The 16189-nt window shown below is 72.3% G+C and carries 12 protein-coding genes; 10 read left to right on the plus strand and 2 right to left on the minus strand.

The window, feature by feature from the left end:
- The first annotated feature begins 16 nt into the window (after nt 1-16).
- The 4 genes from ACFYE3_RS16560 to ACFYE3_RS16575 all read left to right on the plus strand — a co-directional run bounded on the left by ACFYE3_RS16560 (nt 17) and on the right by ACFYE3_RS16575 (nt 5353).
- Nucleotides 17-1636, plus strand: a complete 1620-nt coding sequence (locus tag ACFYE3_RS16560; RefSeq protein WP_387610914.1) for an aldehyde dehydrogenase (NADP(+)) — start codon at nt 17-19, stop codon at nt 1634-1636.
- Entirely contained in the window at nt 1633-2961 is a 1329-nt protein-coding gene (locus tag ACFYE3_RS16565; protein ID WP_387610916.1) for an enolase C-terminal domain-like protein, read from the plus strand. Before ACFYE3_RS16560 ends, ACFYE3_RS16565 begins: the two co-directional genes overlap by 4 nt.
- An 18-nt stretch (nt 2962-2979) precedes the next feature.
- Nucleotides 2980-3957 (plus strand): AEC family transporter, encoded by a 978-nt coding sequence (locus tag ACFYE3_RS16570; RefSeq protein ID WP_387610918.1) that lies wholly within the window; start codon nt 2980-2982, stop codon nt 3955-3957.
- 178 nt (nt 3958-4135) lie between these two features.
- A complete protein-coding gene (locus ACFYE3_RS16575) occupies nt 4136-5353 on the plus strand; it encodes an MFS transporter (protein ID WP_387610920.1) in 1218 nt (405 codons plus the stop codon).
- Here the strand turns inward: ACFYE3_RS16575 and ACFYE3_RS16580 are convergent.
- Nucleotides 5340-6380 (minus strand): LacI family DNA-binding transcriptional regulator, encoded by a 1041-nt coding sequence (locus ACFYE3_RS16580; RefSeq protein ID WP_387610922.1) that lies wholly within the window; start codon nt 6378-6380, stop codon nt 5340-5342. The two genes, ACFYE3_RS16575 and ACFYE3_RS16580, sit on opposite strands and share 14 nt — an antisense overlap.
- Before the next feature lie 191 nt (nt 6381-6571).
- On the opposite strand from ACFYE3_RS16580, the gene ACFYE3_RS16585 reads away from it, so the two are divergent.
- The 5 genes from ACFYE3_RS16585 (at nt 6572) to ACFYE3_RS16605 (ending at nt 13452) form a co-directional block, all read left to right on the plus strand.
- Nucleotides 6572-7912, plus strand: coding sequence for an extracellular solute-binding protein (locus ACFYE3_RS16585; RefSeq protein WP_387610924.1), 1341 nt, complete (start codon nt 6572-6574; stop codon nt 7910-7912).
- Nucleotides 7909-8817: a carbohydrate ABC transporter permease gene (locus ACFYE3_RS16590; RefSeq protein ID WP_387610926.1), complete on the plus strand. Its 909-nt coding sequence runs from the start codon at nt 7909-7911 to the stop codon at nt 8815-8817. The genes ACFYE3_RS16585 and ACFYE3_RS16590 overlap by 4 nt, the downstream gene beginning before the upstream one ends.
- A gap of 4 nt (nt 8818-8821) precedes the next feature.
- Nucleotides 8822-9736, plus strand: coding sequence for a carbohydrate ABC transporter permease (locus ACFYE3_RS16595; protein ID WP_387610928.1), 915 nt, complete (start codon nt 8822-8824; stop codon nt 9734-9736).
- Nucleotides 9737-9777: 41 nt separating this feature from the next.
- Nucleotides 9778-12132 carry a glycoside hydrolase family 3 N-terminal domain-containing protein gene (locus ACFYE3_RS16600; protein WP_387610930.1) on the plus strand — a complete coding sequence of 785 codons (2355 nt, stop codon included), beginning with the start codon at nt 9778-9780 and terminating at the stop codon, nt 12130-12132.
- Nucleotides 12133-12282: 150 nt separating this feature from the next.
- Nucleotides 12283-13452 (plus strand): endo-1,4-beta-xylanase, encoded by a 1170-nt coding sequence (locus tag ACFYE3_RS16605; protein ID WP_387610932.1) that lies wholly within the window; start codon nt 12283-12285, stop codon nt 13450-13452.
- A 77-nt stretch (nt 13453-13529) separates the two neighbouring features.
- Here the strand turns inward: ACFYE3_RS16605 and ACFYE3_RS16610 are convergent, their stop codons facing one another.
- Complete coding sequence (locus ACFYE3_RS16610; protein WP_387610934.1) at nt 13530-14696, minus strand: ROK family transcriptional regulator; 1167 nt, start codon at nt 14694-14696, stop codon at nt 13530-13532.
- Between the two features lie 149 nt (nt 14697-14845).
- On the opposite strand from ACFYE3_RS16610, the gene xylA reads away from it, so the two are divergent.
- Nucleotides 14846-16069 carry a xylose isomerase gene (gene xylA / locus ACFYE3_RS16615; protein WP_387610935.1) on the plus strand — a complete coding sequence of 408 codons (1224 nt, stop codon included), beginning with the start codon at nt 14846-14848 and terminating at the stop codon, nt 16067-16069.
- Nucleotides 16070-16189 lie beyond the last annotated feature (120 nt).

Below are 16189 nucleotides of genomic sequence, written 5' to 3' on the forward strand. Positions count from 1 at the left end.
CGAGGAGTTCACCATCATGAGCACCCAGACCACCACCCTCTCCGGCCACTCGATCATCGCCGGCCGCGAGACCCCCGGCAACGCCGGCACCAGCAGCGGCATCGACCCGGCGACCAATGCCGAGCTCGAACCCGCCTACACCCTGATCGACGAGACCCAGCTCACCGAGGCCACGGCCGCCGCCGAGGAGGCCTTCGAGTCCTTCAGCAGCCTCGACCCCGAGACCCATGCGGGTTTCCTCGAGAAGGTCGCCGCGAACATCGAGGCCGTGGGCCCCGAACTCGTCGACCGAGCCTCGACCGAGACCGGGCTCCCGAAGCCGCGGCTGCAGGGCGAGCTGGCCCGCACCACCGGACAGCTACGGCTGTTCGCCCGCGTGGTGCGCCAGGGTGACCACCGGGGGGTGCGCGTCGAGCCGCCCCTGCCCGAGCGCACCCCCCTGCCCCGCCCGGACCTGCGCCAGCGCAAGGTCCCCCTCGGCCCGGTGGCCGTCTTCGGGGCCAGCAACTTCCCCTTCGCCTTCTCCACCGCCGGTGGCGACACCGCCTCCGCGCTGGCCGCCGGCTGCCCGGTGGTCTTCAAGGCCCACAACGCCCACCCGAGCACCGGCGAGATCGTCGGCCGGGCACTCACCGACGCCGTGACCGAGTGCGGCCTGCACCCCGGGGTGTTCTCGCTGGTCTACGGCCCGGGCGCGAGCATCGGTCAGGCCCTGGCCAAGGACCCTGCCATCAAGGCCGTGGGCTTCACCGGCTCCCGCGGCGCGGGCACCGCGCTGATGGCCGCGGCCGCCGCCCGCCCGGAGCCGATCCCCGTCTACGCGGAGATGAGCTCCATCAACCCCGTCTTCCTCTTCGACTCCGCCCTGCGGGGTGACGCCGAGGAGTTCGCCCGCGCCTACGTCACCTCCCTGACGGGCTCCTCCGGGCAGCTGTGCACCAACCCGGGTCTGCTGTTCGTGCCCGAGGGGGAGGCCGGCGACGCGTTCCTGGCCGCCGTCGGGCGCGTGCTGGCCGACGCCGAGGGCGCGACCATGCTCACCCCTGGCATCGCCCGCTCCTGCCGGGACGGCATCGACGCCCTGGGCTCCCAGGAGAACGTCGAGATCGTGGCCCGCGGCAAGGAGGGCTCCACCGAGAACGCCCCCGCCCCCGTGGTGTTCGGCGCCCAGGTCCCCACGTTCCTGTCCAACCCCGTGCTGCAGGAGGAGATCTTCGGCGCCTCGTCCTTGGCGATCCGCTACGGCTCCGCGGAGGAGCTGGTGGCCGCGGCGGCCCGGATGGAGGGCCAGCTGACCGCGAGCCTGTTCCTGTCCGAGGAGGACATCTCCTCCGCGGCCCCGCTGCTGCCGGTGCTGGAGCGCAAGGTGGGCCGGATCCTCGCCAACGGCTGGCCGACCGGCGTGGACGTGGGCGAAGCCATGGTCCACGGCGGCCCGTTCCCGGCGACGTCCGACTCGCGGACGACCTCCGTGGGCACGCTGGCGATCGAGCGGTTCCTGCGCCCCGTGGCCTACCAGAACATCCCCGGCGCCCTGCTGCCCGCGCCGGTGCAGGACGACAACCCGTGGCACCTCAACCGCCGGGTCGACGGCCGCATCCAGCTGGCCGACCCCCAGGAAGGAGACCGCGCATGAGCACCCGGCCCACTGTCGCACGGCTCGAGGTCGTGCCCGTCGCGGGGCACGACTCCATGCTGCTCAACCTCTCCGGTGCCCACGGGCCGTTCTTCACCCGCAACGTGGTGATCGTGACGGACTCCGACGGGCGGACCGGCCTGGGTGAGGTCCCGGGCGGGGAGGCGATCCGGGCCACGATCGAGGAGGCGGCCGCGCTGCTGGCCGGGCAGCCGGTGGCGCTGTTCCGCACCCTGCTGCGCCGGATCGCCACGGCCTTCGCGGACCGGGACGCCGGTGGGCGCGGTCTGCAGACCTTCGACCTGCGCACCGCCGTGCACGCCGTGACCGGCATCGAGTCCGCCCTGCTGGACCTGCACGGGCAGTTCCTGGGCGTGCCCGTGGCCGAGCTGCTCGGCGACGGCCAGCAGCGCGCCTCGGTGCCCATGCTGGGCTACCTGTTCTTCGTGGGCGACCCGAACAGCACCGACCTGCCGTACCTGCGCGAGCCCCACGGCGCGGACGCGTGGGAGCGGGTGCGCCGGGAGGAGGCGATGACCCCCGAGGGCGTCGTGCGCCTGGCCGAGGCCTCGAAGGAGCGCTACGGCTTCCAGGACTTCAAGCTCAAGGGTGGCGTCCAGGCCGGCGATCTCGAGGTCGACGCCGTCACGGCGATCAAGGAGCGGTTCCCCGAGGCGCGGGTGACCCTCGACCCCAACGGCGGCTGGCTGCTCGAGGAGGCGGTCCGGCTGGGCCGGCGGATGCGGGGCGTGGTCGCCTACGCCGAGGACCCGTGCGGTGCGGAGGGCCGGTTCTCGGGCCGCGAGGTGATGGCGGAGTTCCGACGCGCCACCGGTCTGCCGACCGCGACGAACATGATCGCCACCGACTGGCGCGAGATGTCCCACGCGGTTCGCTCGAACGCGGTCGACATCCCCCTCGCCGATCCGCACTTCTGGACGATGGCCGGGTCCGTGCGCGTGGCCCAGCTGTGCCACGAGTTCGGGCTGACGTGGGGCTCCCACTCCAACAACCACTTCGACATCTCCCTGGCCATGTTCACCCACGTGGGTGCGGCGGCCCCGGGCGAGATCACCGCGCTGGACACGCACTGGATCTGGCAGGACGGCCAGGGCCTCACCCGGGAGCCGCTGCGCATCCGGGACGGCGAGATCCGGGTGCCCGCCGCTCCGGGCCTCGGCGTCGAGCTGGACCGCGAGCGCCTGGCGGAGGCCCACGAGCTCTACCTCGAGCACGGGCTCGGCGCCCGCGACGACGCCGCGGCCATGCAGTACCTGATCGAGGGCTGGAGCTTCGACCCCAAGCGCCCCTGCCTGGTCCGCTGAGGGCAGGGACAGGACCGGATGACGGGGGTGCTGCTGGGCTTCGGCGTGGTGGCCGTGCTCACGGCCATCGGTTTCGCCACCGCCGCGCTGCTGCCCGGTGAGGCCCGCGCCATGCGTGCGGGTCTCACCCCCGTCATCTACTACCTCACCAACCCGGCGCTGATGGTGGTGCTCGTCGCGGGCACCGACCTCGGGGCCGTGCTCGGGGTCTACACCCCGATCGCCCTCGCCACCGCCGCGGTGGCGGGGGCGCTCTTCGCCCTGTACAGCGGCCTGGTGCTCCGCCGGGGAGCAGCCCGCACGGCGGTCGGCGCCATGGCCTCCTCCTACGTGAACGCCGGGAACATCGGGCTGCCCATCGCCCTCTACGCGGTGGGCAGCGCCACCCCCGTGGTCTCCGTGCTGCTGGCGCAGCTCCTGGTGATCGCCCCGGTCTATCTGCTCGTGTTCTCCTGGACCACCCGCCCGTCGCGCCGTACCGGTCCGGGAGCGGCGATCCGGTCGGCGGCCCCCGGGCGGACGAGCACCTCGGCCGGTCGCACGATCGTGCGGTCGGTGGCGAACCCCGTCACGATCGGCACCGCCGCCGGAGTGCTGCTCTCCGCCACCGGCCTGGAGGTGCCCGAGGTGCTCTGGATCCCCCTCGAGATGCTCGGCGAGGCGTCCATCCCCCTGCTGCTCCTGCTGTTCGGGATGGGCCTGCACGGTCAGCGCCCGTTCCGGAACCGCGCGCTCGTGCCGGACGTGCTGGGCGGGACGCTCGTCAAGGTGGTCGTGATGCCCGCGCTGGCGTGGACGATCGCCCGGTTCGGGTTCGGCCTGAGCGGGACCGAACTGCTGGGCGTCGTGGTCATGGCGGCCCTGCCCACGGCCCAGAACGTGTTCCTGTTCTCCTCCCAGTTCCGGATGCCGGCCAACGCCGCCCGCGACATCATCCTGATGAGCTCGTTCCTGTCCTTCCCGGCCATCCTCCTCACCGGCCTGCTCCTGCACTGACCGCGGGCGGCCCGGGCACGGGACGCGCAGGCCCGGGTGCGGGACGAGCGGGCCCGGGTGCGTCTCCTGCCCGGCGGCAGCGCTGCAGGGTGCCGGAGAGCTCCCGCAGTACCGTGGACCCTGTCCGGGCCGCCCCTCACGGGGCCGGCCGGCAGCCGAGCCCTGAGGAGACCTCCCCGTGCCGAGCCCGCACGCCGATCCGCCGCGCGCCCCGACGTCCCGCAGGGCGCTGGTCTACCTCGCCGTGTGCGTGGTCCTGGTGGGCCTGAACCTGCGCACGGTCTTCTCCAGCTTCTCCGCGATCCTCCCGGAGATCACCGCGGCCGCCGGCCTGCCCGGGTGGGCGGTCACCGTGCTGACCACGGCCCCCGTGACGCTGCTCGGCGTCTTCGCGCCGTTCGCACCGCGGCTGGCCCGCCGGTTCGGGACCGAGAACGTGATGCTGGGCGCCATGGTGGTCCTGACCCTGGGCCTGGTGGTCCGCGGCCTCCCCCTGCCCGGGGCGAGCGCCCTGCCGCTGCTGCTCGCGGGGACAGTGGCGTGCGGCGCCGCGATCGCCCTGGGCAACGTGCTGCTGCCGTCCATCGTGAAGCGGGACTTCGCCCACCGCATCGGCCTGATGAGCGGGCTCTACACCACCGCGATCTGCGCCTCCGCCGCCCTCGGCGCGGGCCTCACCTACCCGGTGTTCCAGGCGACGGACTCCTGGCGGGGCTCCCTGGCGGTGTGGGCGGCGCCCGCGGCCGTGGTGGTGGCCCTGCTCGTCCCGGTGGCGCTCCGCCACCGGGCCCCCGGCCCCCCGCCGCCCGACACCGGCGGGCCCGGCCCGTGGCGCTCCCCGGTGGCCTGGCAGATCACCCTGTTCATGGTCTTCCAGGCGATGATGTCCTTCAGCGTCTTCGCGTGGCTCGCCCCCATCCTGCGGGACCGCGGGATCGACGGGGCCACCGCCGGCCTGATCGTGGCCGTGTCCATCCTGCTCCAGATGACGGGCTCGCTCTTCGCCCCGCTGCTGGCCGCGCGGCTGGCCGACCAGCGGGTGCTCAACGCCGCGGTGGCCCTGATGGCCGGCGGCGGCTTCGTGCTCTCCATCTTCGGGCCCACCCAGCTGATCTGGGTCTGGACCGGGCTGCTGGGTCTGGGCCAGGGCAGCCTCACCGCCGTGGCCCTGACGATGATCGCGCTGCGCACCCGCAGCAGCCACATGGCGGTGCGGCTCTCGGGCATGATGCAGGGCGTCGGCTACGGCGTGGGCTCCTCGGGCACCTTCCTGGTGGGGCAGCTGCTGCACTGGACCGGGGGCTTCGCCGCCGCGGGCGTCATGTTCGCGGTGGTCGGCACGCTCGCGGCGGTCTTCGGCTGGCAGGCCGGCCGGGCCCGCTTCATCCGGGAGTGACCGCCTCCTCCGCGCCGTTCCGGGGCGGAGCGGTGGAGGAGCGCGCCACGAGCGAGGTCTGCAGCTGGAGCGGGTGGACCCGGCGCGACCCGCCGGCCAGGAGCGTGACCGCGCGCTCGACGGCCATCTCGCCCATGGCGTGCAGGGGCTGGCGGACCGTGGTCAGCTTGGGCGAGGCCCAGCGGGCGATCAGCGTGTCGTCGAAGCCGACCACGCTGAGGTCCTCGGGGACCCGCAGCGAGGCCTGCCGGGCGGCCTCGAAGGCCCCGAGCGCCGCCTCGTCGGAGGCCGCGAACAGCGCCGTGGGCGGGTGCTCGAGCTCGAGCAGCTCCTGGGCGCCGGCGAAGCCCGCCTCGTAGCTGAAGCCGCCGCCCGTCACGAGCTCGGGGTCGTGGGGGACCCCGGCGCTCTCCAGGGCGCTGCGGTACCCGGCCAGTCGCTCGCGCGCCGGGACCGACCGCCCGGCACCGCTGAGGTGGCCGATCCGGCGGTGCCCGAGCTCCAGGAGGTGGGTGGTGGCCTCGTACCCGCCGGCCCAGTTGGTGGAGCCGATGCTCGGCACCGTGGACGGGAGGCTGTTCACGGGGTCGATGACCACCAGCGGGACCTGCGCGTGGGCCGCGGCGGCCACCTGCTCCGTGGTCAGCGGCGTGGTGACCGCGATGACCGCGGTCTCGCCCGTGCGGCCGCAGCGGGCGAACCACTCCTCGGAGAACGGGGGGACGTCGCCCTGCTCCAGGCTCGGCAGCGTGCTCAGCATCAGGTCGGCGTCGGCGCGGCCGCAGGCGTCCACGGCACCCGCCATCACCTGGAGGGAGTAGTTGCTCTCCAGGGTGTCGAAGACGAGCACGATGGCGGTCCGGGGCCGGCGGGCGGCCGAACCCGTGTAGCCGAGGGCGGCGACCGCGGCCCGGACCCTCTCCCGCGTGTCCTCCCCCACGTCGGGGCGGCCGTTGAGCACCTTGGAGACCGTGCCCTTGGAGACGCCGGCCTGGGCTGCGACCTGGCTCAATGTGGTTCGCTTCATCGGGACGGTCTCCTCGGACGCCGAACGGGACGCCGGAGCGCGGCGAAACGTTTCGCAGCGTCCGACACAGTGGCAGTCGTCACACCAGGGGGTTGACGGGTGTGAAACAGGCCACTTAGTCTTCTTCCAGCGAAACGCTATACGAAAAGTTTCGTAGGCGCAACGTATCGCTCAACGATGAGGAGAACGCCATGACCACCCCCCGCACCCTCCACCCCGCGCCCGCCGGCACCCCCCGCGCCCCCTTCTCCCGCCGGTCGCTGTCCCGCATCGCGCTCGTGGGCGCCGCGGCCCTGACCCTGGCCGGGTGCGGCGGCGGGGCCCAGCCCGGCGGCGCGGGCGGAGTCTCCGCCTGGACCCTCACCGGCGGGGCCGAGGAGACGTTCCGCAGCTCGTTCCAGGCGTGGAACGACGCCAACGACGACGCCCCCATCACCGCGGAGTACTTCGCGAACGACGCCTTCAAGGAGAAGATCCGCACCAGCGTCGGCTCCGGCAACGCGCCGACCCTGATCTACAACTGGGGCGGCGACAACCTCGAGAGCTACGTCGAGAACGGCAACGTGGTGGAGCTGACCGGGAAGATCCCCGAGATGGAGGAGCGGGCCCTCGACTCCGTGCTGGAGACCGGCAAGGTGGACGGGAAGCTCTACGCCGTCCCGAACAACAACACGCAGCCCGTCGTCCTGTACTACAACACGAAGCTGTTCGAGCAGGCCGGGGTGGAGGTCCCCACCACCTGGGCCGAGATGCTGGACGCGGTGGAGGCCTTCCAGACCGAGGGCGTCACGCCGATCTCCGTGGCCGGCTCCAGCCAGTGGCCGTACCTGATGTGGATCCAGTACCTCACCGACCGGATCGGCGGGCCCGAGGTGTTCCAGGCCGTCGTGGACGGCGAGGAGAACGCCTGGTCCGATCCCGCGATCACGGAGGCCCTCGAGAAGATCCAGGAGCTCGTCGAGGCCGGCGGCTTCGGCGACACCTACGGGTCGGTGGTGGCCGACGCGGGCGCCGACGTGGCCCTCGTGCACACCGACCAGGCGGCCATGATGCTGCACGGCAGCTGGGTCTACTCCAGCTTCCTCACCGACGCCCCCGAGTGGACCGCCGAGGGGAACCTCGGCTACACCACGTTCCCCGAGATCGAGGGCGGGAAGGGCGACCCGCAGAACATCGTGGGCAACCCGGCGAACTTCTGGGCCGTGTCCGCGGACGCGAGCGAGGAGGAGCAGGCCACGGCCCTCGAGTACCTGAACGACATGAACCTCGACGACGCCGCGGTCGGCACGCTCTTCGACGCCGGGCTGATCCCCGCCGTGGACGGGGTGGAGGACCGGATCGCCGAGACCGAGCACCCGGAGTACCTGGACTTCGCCTACTCGATGGTCCAGGACGCACCCAACTTCCAGCTCTCGTGGGACCAGGCGCTCCCGGCCGACCAGGGACAGGCCCTGCTGACCAACCTCAGCCAGGTCTTCGCCGGCGAGATGACCCCCGAGGAGTTCCAGGCCGCGATGAACGGAACGCTGTGACGCTCGATCGAACTCCCGCCAAGCGCAGGTCACGGGTGGGCGCCGCCCCCAGCAACTGGCTGCTGGCGCCCGCCCTGGTCTTCTTCGGCGTCTTCGCGATCGGGCCGCTGCTGGGCGTGCTGGTGCTGTCCTTCATGCAGTGGGACGGTCTGGGCACCCCGCAGTGGACCGGGGGCGAGAACTGGGTGTCCGTGCTCGAGAACCCGGTCTCCCGCCAGGCGATGGTGCTGACCGTCCAGCTGACCCTGCTGAGCTACGTCGTGCAGTTCCCGCTGAGCCTGCTGCTCGGCGTGTTCATGGCCGGCCGCCAGCGGTACCGGGAGTTCCTGTCCGTCCTGTACTTCCTGCCGATGCTCTTCTCGGCCGCGGCGATCGGCATCGCCTTCAAGGCCCTGCTCGACCCGAACTTCGGCCTGTCGCGGGCGTTCGACGCGGCCCTGCTGCGGCAGGACTGGCTGGGCAACGGAAGCCTGGCGTTCTACGTCGTCGTCTTCGTCATCTCGTGGTCCTTCATCCCCTTCCACTCGCTGCTCTACCAGGCGGGGGTCCGGCAGATCCCGCAGAGCATGTACGAGGCCGCCACGATCGACGGCGCGGGGACGGTGCGGCAGTTCTTCTCCATCACGCTGCCGCAGCTGAAGTACACGATCGTGACGTCCTCCACGCTGATGCTGGTCGGCTCCCTGACCTACTTCGACCTCGTCTTCGCCCTCACCGGGGGCGGACCCGGCACCGCGACCCGGATCCTGCCCCTGGACATGTACCTGACCGGATTCCGCAGCAACCAGATGGGCGAGGCCAGTGTCCTGGCGGTCATCCTCGTCGCCGTGGGGCTCACCCTCGCCCTCGGCCTGCAACGGCTCACCGGGGCCGAAAAGATGGAGAGCCAGGCGGAAGGTGCGTAGTCCCATGAGCACGAGTCCTGTGGACACCCGTCCCGACAGCACGAGCCGCACGGGCACCCGCCCCACGACCCCTCCACCCGCGGGCACCCGTCCCGCCCGCCGGCGCCGGGGCGTCCCGAACATCCCGGCGGCCGTCGGCGGCTGGCTGTGGCTGGCCGCGATCATCATCCCGATCTACTACATCGCCATCACGAGCCTGAAGCCCCGCGACGACTACTACTCCACGAACCCGCTGCTGCCCTCGGCGCCGACGTTCGCGCCGTACACCACGGTCCTGGAGAACCAGTTCGTGCAGTACTTCCTCAACAGCGTGGTGGTGGTCGTGTTCACGGTCGCCGGGATCGTGTTCCTGTCCCTGCTCGCGTCCTACGTCATCGTGCGGAGCCGGACCGGGCTGGCCGTGTTCTCGAACCGGCTGTTCCTGCTGGGCATCGCCATCCCGATCCAGGCGACGATCATCCCGATCTACCTGATCATCGTCCAGCTGGGCCTCTACGACACCCTGGCCGCCCTGATCCTGCCCGGGATCGCGTCCGGGATCCCGATCACGGTCCTGATCCTGACGAACTTCATGCGGGACATCCCCAACGAGCTCTACGAGTCCATGACCCTCGACGGCGCCGGCGACTGGAAGGTCTTCCGCACGCTCGTCCTGCCGCTGAGCCTGCCCGCCATCACCACCGTGGGCGTCTACAACGCCCTCAACAGCTGGAACAACTTCCTGTTCCCACTGATCCTCACCCAGAGCTCCGAGAAGCGCACGCTGCCCCTGTCCCTGTGGACCTACCAGGGGGAGTTCCAGGCCGACATCCCGGCCGTCCTGGCCGCCGTCGTCCTCTCGGCGATGCCCATCCTCGTCCTCTACATCTTCGGGCGCCGGCACCTCGTCGCCGGGCTCACCGCCGGCTTCGGCAAGTGACCCGCCCACCGAGCAGAAAGCACACCCCCATGACAGCACCAATGACAGCACCCTGGAACGACCCCGCCCGCCCCGTCGCCGAACGCGTCGACGCCCTGCTGCAGCAGCTGAGCCTCGAGGAGAAGGCCGGCCAGCTCGGCAGCTACTGGCTGCGCCCCGACCCGGAGGAGGCCACGGGCGGCGCGGCCCCCATGGAGTCCGCCTTCGCCAACGACCGCTCGACCTTCGAGGCCGCGATCGCGCACGGCCTCGGCCACATCACCCGGGCCTTCGGCAGCGCGCCGATCTCCGCGGCCGACGGGGTGGAGCACCTGCGCACCCTGCAGCGCCAGGTCGTGGAGACCTCCCGGCTCGGCATCCCGGCCATCGCCCACGAGGAGTGCCTCACCGGGTTCACAACCCTCGGGGCCACCTGCTACCCGGCCGCGATCGCCTGGGGCGCCGCCTTCGACCCCGAGCTGGTCCGCACCATGGCCCGGCACATCGGCACCGACATGAAAGGCGTGGGCGTCCACCTCGGCCTGTCCCCCGTGCTCGACGTCGTCCGCGACTACCGCTGGGGCCGCGTCGAGGAGACCGTCGGCGAGGACCCCTACCTCGTGGGCACCCTGACCACCGAGTACGTCCGGGGGCTGCAGGAGGCCGGCGTCGTCGCCACCCTGAAGCACTTCGCGGGGTACTCCACCTCCCGCGCCGGGCGCAACCACGCCCCCGTCTCGATCGGACCGCGCGAGTTCCGCGACGTCGTCCTCGTGCCCTTCGAGATGGCCGTCAAGCTCGGCGAGGCCGGCGCGGTGATGAACTCCTACGCGGACGTCGACGGCGTCCCGCCCGTCGCCGACCCCGAGCTGCTCACCACGCTCCTGCGGGAGACGTGGGGCTTCGAGGGCACGGTCGTGTCCGACTACTGGGCCGTGAGCTTCCTCGAGTCCATGCACCACGTCGCCGCGGACCCCCGGGACGCCGGCGTGCAGTCGCTCTCGGCCGGCATGGACGTGGAGCTGCCCGAGACCAGCTGCTTCGCGGACCTCGCCGCCGCCGTGCGGGACGGCGAGCTCGACGAGTCCCTGCTCGACCGCGCGGTGCGGCGGGTGCTGACGCAGAAGGTCGAGCTGGGCCTGCTGGATCCGGGCTTCGACCCCGGCACCGCGGGCGGGGCCGTCGACCTCGACTCCCCGGCGAACCGGCGGCTCGCCCGCCGCATGGCCGAGGAGTCCGTCGTCCTGCTCAAGAACGAGGGCGTCCTGCCGCTCGCCCGGGACACCGCCCGGACGGTCGCAGTCATCGGCCCCAGCGCGGGCCAGCCCCGCTCGTTCCTCGGCTGCTACAGCTTCACCAACCACGTCCTGTCCCGGTTCGGCGAGTCCGGCACCGGCATCGAGATCACCTCGATCGTCGACGCCCTCGCCGAGGAGTTCGCGGACGGGGAGACGACCTTCCGCCACGCCCGCGGCGTCGACTTCACCGATCCCGACACCAGCGGCATCGCCGAGGCCGTGGCCGCCGCGGAGGAGGCCGACCTCGCGGTCGTCACGGTGGGCGACCTCGCCGGGCTCTTCGGCACGGGCACCTCCGGCGAGGGCTGCGACGTCGTGGACCTGTCGCTGCCGGGCCGGCAGGCCGACCTCGTCGAGGCGGTGCTCGCCACGGGCACCCCGGTGGTCCTCGTGCTCGTGACGGGCCGCCCCTACAGCCTCGGGGCGTTCGACGACCGCTGCGCGGCCGTCGTCCAGGCCTTCATGCCGGGCGAGGAGGGCGGGCACGCCGTCGCCGGAGTGCTCTCCGGGCGGGTGAACCCCTCCGGGCGGCTGCCCGTGGGGATCCCCCGGCACGTGGGCGGGCAGCCCGGCACCTACCTGACCCCCGCCCTGGGCGGGTACTCCGAGGGCGTCTCCAACCTCGACCCCCGGCCGCTGTACCCGTTCGGCCACGGCCTCGGGTACTCGAGCTTCTCCTACGACGCGCTCGAGCTGTCCGCGACCGGCATCGGCACCGACGGCACCGTGGAGGTCGCGGTCACCGTGACCAACACCTCCGACCGGGCGGGCCAGGAGGTCGTCCAGCTGTACCTGAGCGACCCCGTCGCCCAGGTCGTCCGGCCGCTGAAGATGCTCGTCGGCTTCGCCAAGATCGCCCTGGAGGCCGGGCAGAGCGCCCGCGTGGTCTTCTCCGTCCACGCCGACCGCACCTCGTTCACGGGCCGGGCCATGCGCCGGATCGTGGAGCCGGGCGAGTTCGTGCTCCGCGCCGGCCCCTCCAGCGAGGACCTGCCCCTCGAGGGCCGGTTCACGATCACCGGCGCCGTGCGGGACGTGGAGGACACCGACCGTGTCCTCACGACCCCCGTCGAGGTCCAGGCCTCCGACCGCGCGCTCACCGCCGCCGACGCCTCCTGAGCCCGGGGCGCGGGCCGCGCAGCGGCCCGCGCCCCGTCCACCCCGTCCCCCGTCCACCCCGTCCCCCGTCCACCCCGTCCCCCGTCCACCCCGTCCCCCGTCCCCCGTCCCCCGTCCCCATCCCCCATCCCCCACGAAGGAATCCCTGACATGAGCAGACGAGCCCCCTTCCTCCGCGCCGGAGCGGCCACCGCCGTCGCCGCCCTGTGCCTCACCGCGGTCCCCCAGGCCGCGACCGCCGCCCCCGAGACCCGCCCTCCCGGCCTGGCCAAGCAGGACACCCTGCGCTGGAACACGCCCAAGGACTTCCGCATCGGCAGCGCCGTGGCCGGCGGAGGCCACCACACCACCGCCGACTACCCGGAGCCCTTCCCCTCCGACCCCGAGTACCGCTCGGTCCTGGCACGGGAGTTCAGCTCCCTGACCCCCGAGAACCAGATGAAGTGGGAGTTCATCCACCCCGAGGAGGGCGTGTACGACTTCGGCCCCGCCGACGACATCGTCGACTTCGCCGAGGCCAACGGGCAGGTCGTGCGCGGCCACACCCTGTTCTGGCACAGCCAGAACCCCGACTGGCTCGAGAACGGCAACCACACCCCGGAGGAGCTGCGCGCCATCCTCAAGGACCACATCTACACGGTGGTCGGCCACTACGAGGGCCGCATCCAGCAGTGGGAGGTCGCCAACGAGATCTTCGACGACAACGGGAACCTGCGCACGGAGGACAACATCTGGCTGCGCGAGCTGGGCCCGGAGATCATCGCCGACATCTTCCGCTGGGCCCACGACGCCGACCCGAACGCCCAGCTGTTCTTCAACGACTACAACGTGGAGGGCATCAACGCGAAGTCCGACGCCTACTACGCGCTGATCCAGGACCTGCTCGCACAGGACGTGCCGGTCCACGGCTTCGGGATGCAGACCCACCTCGGCCTCCAGTACGGCTTCGACGGGCGCATGCAGCAGAACCTCCAGCGCTTCGACGACCTCGGCCTGGAGACGGCCGTCACCGAGATCGACGTCCGCGGGCCGGTCGACGGGGACGACCGGATGAGCGACGAGCTGCGCCAGAAGCAGGCCGACTGGTACCGCATGGCCCTCGAGGCGTGCCTGGCCGTGGAGGACTGCAACTCCTTCACCGTGTGGGGCGTGCTCGACGAGCACTCCTGGGTGCCGAACACCTTCCCCGGCTACGGGGACGCCCTGACCATGGAGGGCGACTACGAGCGCAAGCCGGCCTACGACGCCCTGCAGGAGACCCTGGTCCGATCGCAGCCGGGCGGCGAGGCGAAGTGGAAGCACCACCCCGCGTTCCGGTGAGCTGAGCGCCCGGCCCGGCCCGCGACGGGGTCCGCTCGCACGAGCGGACCCCGTCGTCGTCCCCTGGCGGGTGCGGGTCAGCGCCGGTCGATCCAGCGGGCCGGAGAGGCGTAGATCGGCTCCAGCGCCGTCGCGGCCGCACCGGTCAGGGCCGGGTGGGCGTCCGCGGCCGAGCGCTGGATCCCGACGGGCCCCACCTCCGCCGTGAGCGCGTGCGCCTCGAGGACCTCGCGCAGCACGGGCTCCAGCTCCGCCGCGATGGGGGCGAAGTACCCGGAGAGCACGACCGTGGACAGGTCCAGGACGTTCATCGAGTTCGCGAGCACCACGCCCAGGGGCCGCCCGATCATCTCCATGACCGCCTCCCGGCTCTGCAGCCGCTCGGCCGTGGCCGCCACCAGGTCCTCGATCCGGACGTCCTCCGGCAGGCCGGTCCTCCCCCGCAGCGCGTGGTAGCTGGCGTAGGCCTCGAGGCAGCCGCGCCGCCCGCACCGGCACAGCTCCCCGCCGGGGGTGATCGTGACGTGGCCCAGCTCCCCCGCCCAGCCGTGCTCGCCCCGGAGGATGCGCCCCTCCAGGACCACGGCACCGCCGATCCCGGTCTCGCCGTGCAGGAAGAGGAAGGACGCGCCGGGCCGGCGCAGGACCTCTGTGCGCGCGGCCAGCATGCTGTCGTTGCCGGCGGTGAGCGCCGCCCCCCGGAACGCCGGGAGCTCCTGGAGCCGCTCGACCAGCGGGACGTCCTGCCAGGCGAGGTTGGGGGCCGCGAGCACGGTGGCGCGGTCCGTGGAGAGCCGGCCGGGGACCGAGACGCAGATCCCGGCCACGGGCACGTCCCGCCGGGGGGACAGGGCGGCGTCGAGCAGACCGGCCAGCACGGAGGCGACCTCGTCCACGGGCGCCCCGGCGAACGCCCCGAACCGGGACTCCTCGTGCAGGACGCGGCCCCCGAGATCCGTGACGAGGCACGCGAGGTGGTCGGCGGCGACCTCCAGCCCCACGCCCAGGACGGTTCCCCGGGCCACGGTCAGCGGGATCATGGGCCGCCCGGACACTCGCGCGGCCGCCTGCTGCCCCTCGACGAGCAGTCCCGCCTCGAGCAGCTCCTGCACCAGCTTGGACACGGTGGGCTTCGTGAGCCCCGTGAGCTTGGCGAGCGCGGCCCGTGAGACCGGCGCCCCCGCTCCGGCGACGGCGCGCAGCACGGTGGAGAGGTTGTGCTCCCGCAGGTGGCTCGACTGCACGGACGGCTCTCCTCTGCTCCCGGTGGGACCGGGTCCCACGCGGATCCCGGCCGACCCGCGGAACGAAAAGTTCGTCGCCGGTCTTTCCCCACGGTACTCCAGCTCCTATAGTAAGTAACGGTAACTAACCGAATGGGAAAGGACCTCCGATGCCCACCGCATCCCCCGCGACCTCCCTCGCCTCCTCGCTCACCCCGTCCCCCGCGGACAAGTTCTCCTTCGGCCTCTGGACCGTGGGCTGGGCGGCCCGCGACCAGTTCGGCGCCGCCTCCCGGCCGGACCTCGACCCCCTCGAGTCCGTGCGCCGGCTCCAGGAGCTCGGCGCCTGGGGCTTCACCTTCCACGACAACGACCTGATCCCCTTCGACGCCACCGAGGCGCAGCGCGAGAAGCTGATCGGGCAGCTCAAGCAGACCATCGACGAGACCGGCATGGTCTGCGAGATGGTCACCACCGACACCTTCGCGGAGCCGATCTTCAAGGACGGCGCATTCACGTCCAACGACCGGCGGGTCCGGCGCTACGGCCTGCGCAAGGTGCTGCGCAACGTGGACCTCGCCGCCGAGCTCGGCGCCACGACCTTCGTGATGTGGGGCGGGCGGGAGGGCACCGAGTACGACTCCTCCAAGGACCTCTACGCCGCCCTGGACCGCTACGCCGAGGGCATCGACACCGTGGCCGGGTACATCAAGTCCCAGGGCTACGACATGCGCATCGGCATCGAGCCGAAGCCCAACGAGCCCCGCGGCAACATCTTCCTGCCCACCATCGGGCACGCGCTCGCGTTCATCGACCGGCTCGACAACGGGGACGTCGTGGGCGTTAACCCCGAGACCGGGCACGAGCAGATGGCCACGCTCAACTACACGCACGGCCTCGCCGAGGCCCTGTGGTGCGAGAAGCTGTTCCACATCGACCTCAACGGCCAGAACGGCCCGATGTACGACCAGGACCTGGTGTTCGGCCACGGCAACCTGATCAGCGCCTTCTTCACGGTCGACCTGCTGGAGAACGGGTTCCCGTCCATGCCGGGGGCCTACCAGGGCGCCCGGCACTTCGACTACAAGCCCTCCCGCACCGAGCACCTCGACGGCGTCTGGGACTCGGCCGCGGCGAACATGCAGATGTACCTGCTCCTGAAGCAGCGCGCCGTGGCCTTCCGCCAGGACCCCGACGTCCAGGAGGCCATGGAGCAGTCCGGCGTCCTCGAGCTCGGCGAGCCGACCCTCGCGGAGGGCGAGGACCTGGAGGCCTTCCTCGCCGACCGCAGCTCCTACGAGGACCTCGACCTGACGGCGCCCTCGGAGCGCAACTACGGCTTCGTGCGCCTTCACCAGCTCGCCGTCGAGCACCTCATGGGCGCCCGGGGCTGAGGCACTCGGGGCCGGCGCCCACCCCCGATCCCGGGCGCCGGCCCCGTCCCGGCCCGGTCCGGCGCACGTCCCCCCTGCGCCGGGCCGGGCCTCCCGCCCCACCCTCCTCGCGGCGCCCCC

This window comes from Kocuria arenosa (genome assembly GCF_042879215.1).
Lineage (GTDB): Bacteria > Actinomycetota > Actinomycetes > Actinomycetales > Micrococcaceae > Kocuria > Kocuria arenosa.

What these genes read in the sequence shown, in the direction of transcription:
- ACFYE3_RS16580 (WP_387610922.1), bottom strand. Translation starts at nt 6,380, where the DNA reads ATGAAGCGAACCACATTGAGCCAGGTCGCAGCCCAGGCCGGCGTCTCC.
- ACFYE3_RS16595 (WP_387610928.1), top strand. Translation starts at nt 8,822, where the DNA reads ATGAGCACGAGTCCTGTGGACACCCGTCCCGACAGCACGAGCCGCACG.
- xylA (WP_387610935.1), top strand. Translation starts at nt 14,846, where the DNA reads ATGCCCACCGCATCCCCCGCGACCTCCCTCGCCTCCTCGCTCACCCCG.
- ACFYE3_RS16570 (WP_387610918.1), top strand. Translation starts at nt 2,980, where the DNA reads ATGACGGGGGTGCTGCTGGGCTTCGGCGTGGTGGCCGTGCTCACGGCC.
- ACFYE3_RS16585 (WP_387610924.1), top strand. Translation starts at nt 6,572, where the DNA reads ATGACCACCCCCCGCACCCTCCACCCCGCGCCCGCCGGCACCCCCCGC.
- ACFYE3_RS16565 (WP_387610916.1), top strand. Translation starts at nt 1,633, where the DNA reads ATGAGCACCCGGCCCACTGTCGCACGGCTCGAGGTCGTGCCCGTCGCG.
- ACFYE3_RS16605 (WP_387610932.1), top strand. Translation starts at nt 12,283, where the DNA reads ATGAGCAGACGAGCCCCCTTCCTCCGCGCCGGAGCGGCCACCGCCGTC.
- ACFYE3_RS16600 (WP_387610930.1), top strand. Translation starts at nt 9,778, where the DNA reads ATGACAGCACCCTGGAACGACCCCGCCCGCCCCGTCGCCGAACGCGTC.
- ACFYE3_RS16560 (WP_387610914.1), top strand. Translation starts at nt 17, where the DNA reads ATGAGCACCCAGACCACCACCCTCTCCGGCCACTCGATCATCGCCGGC.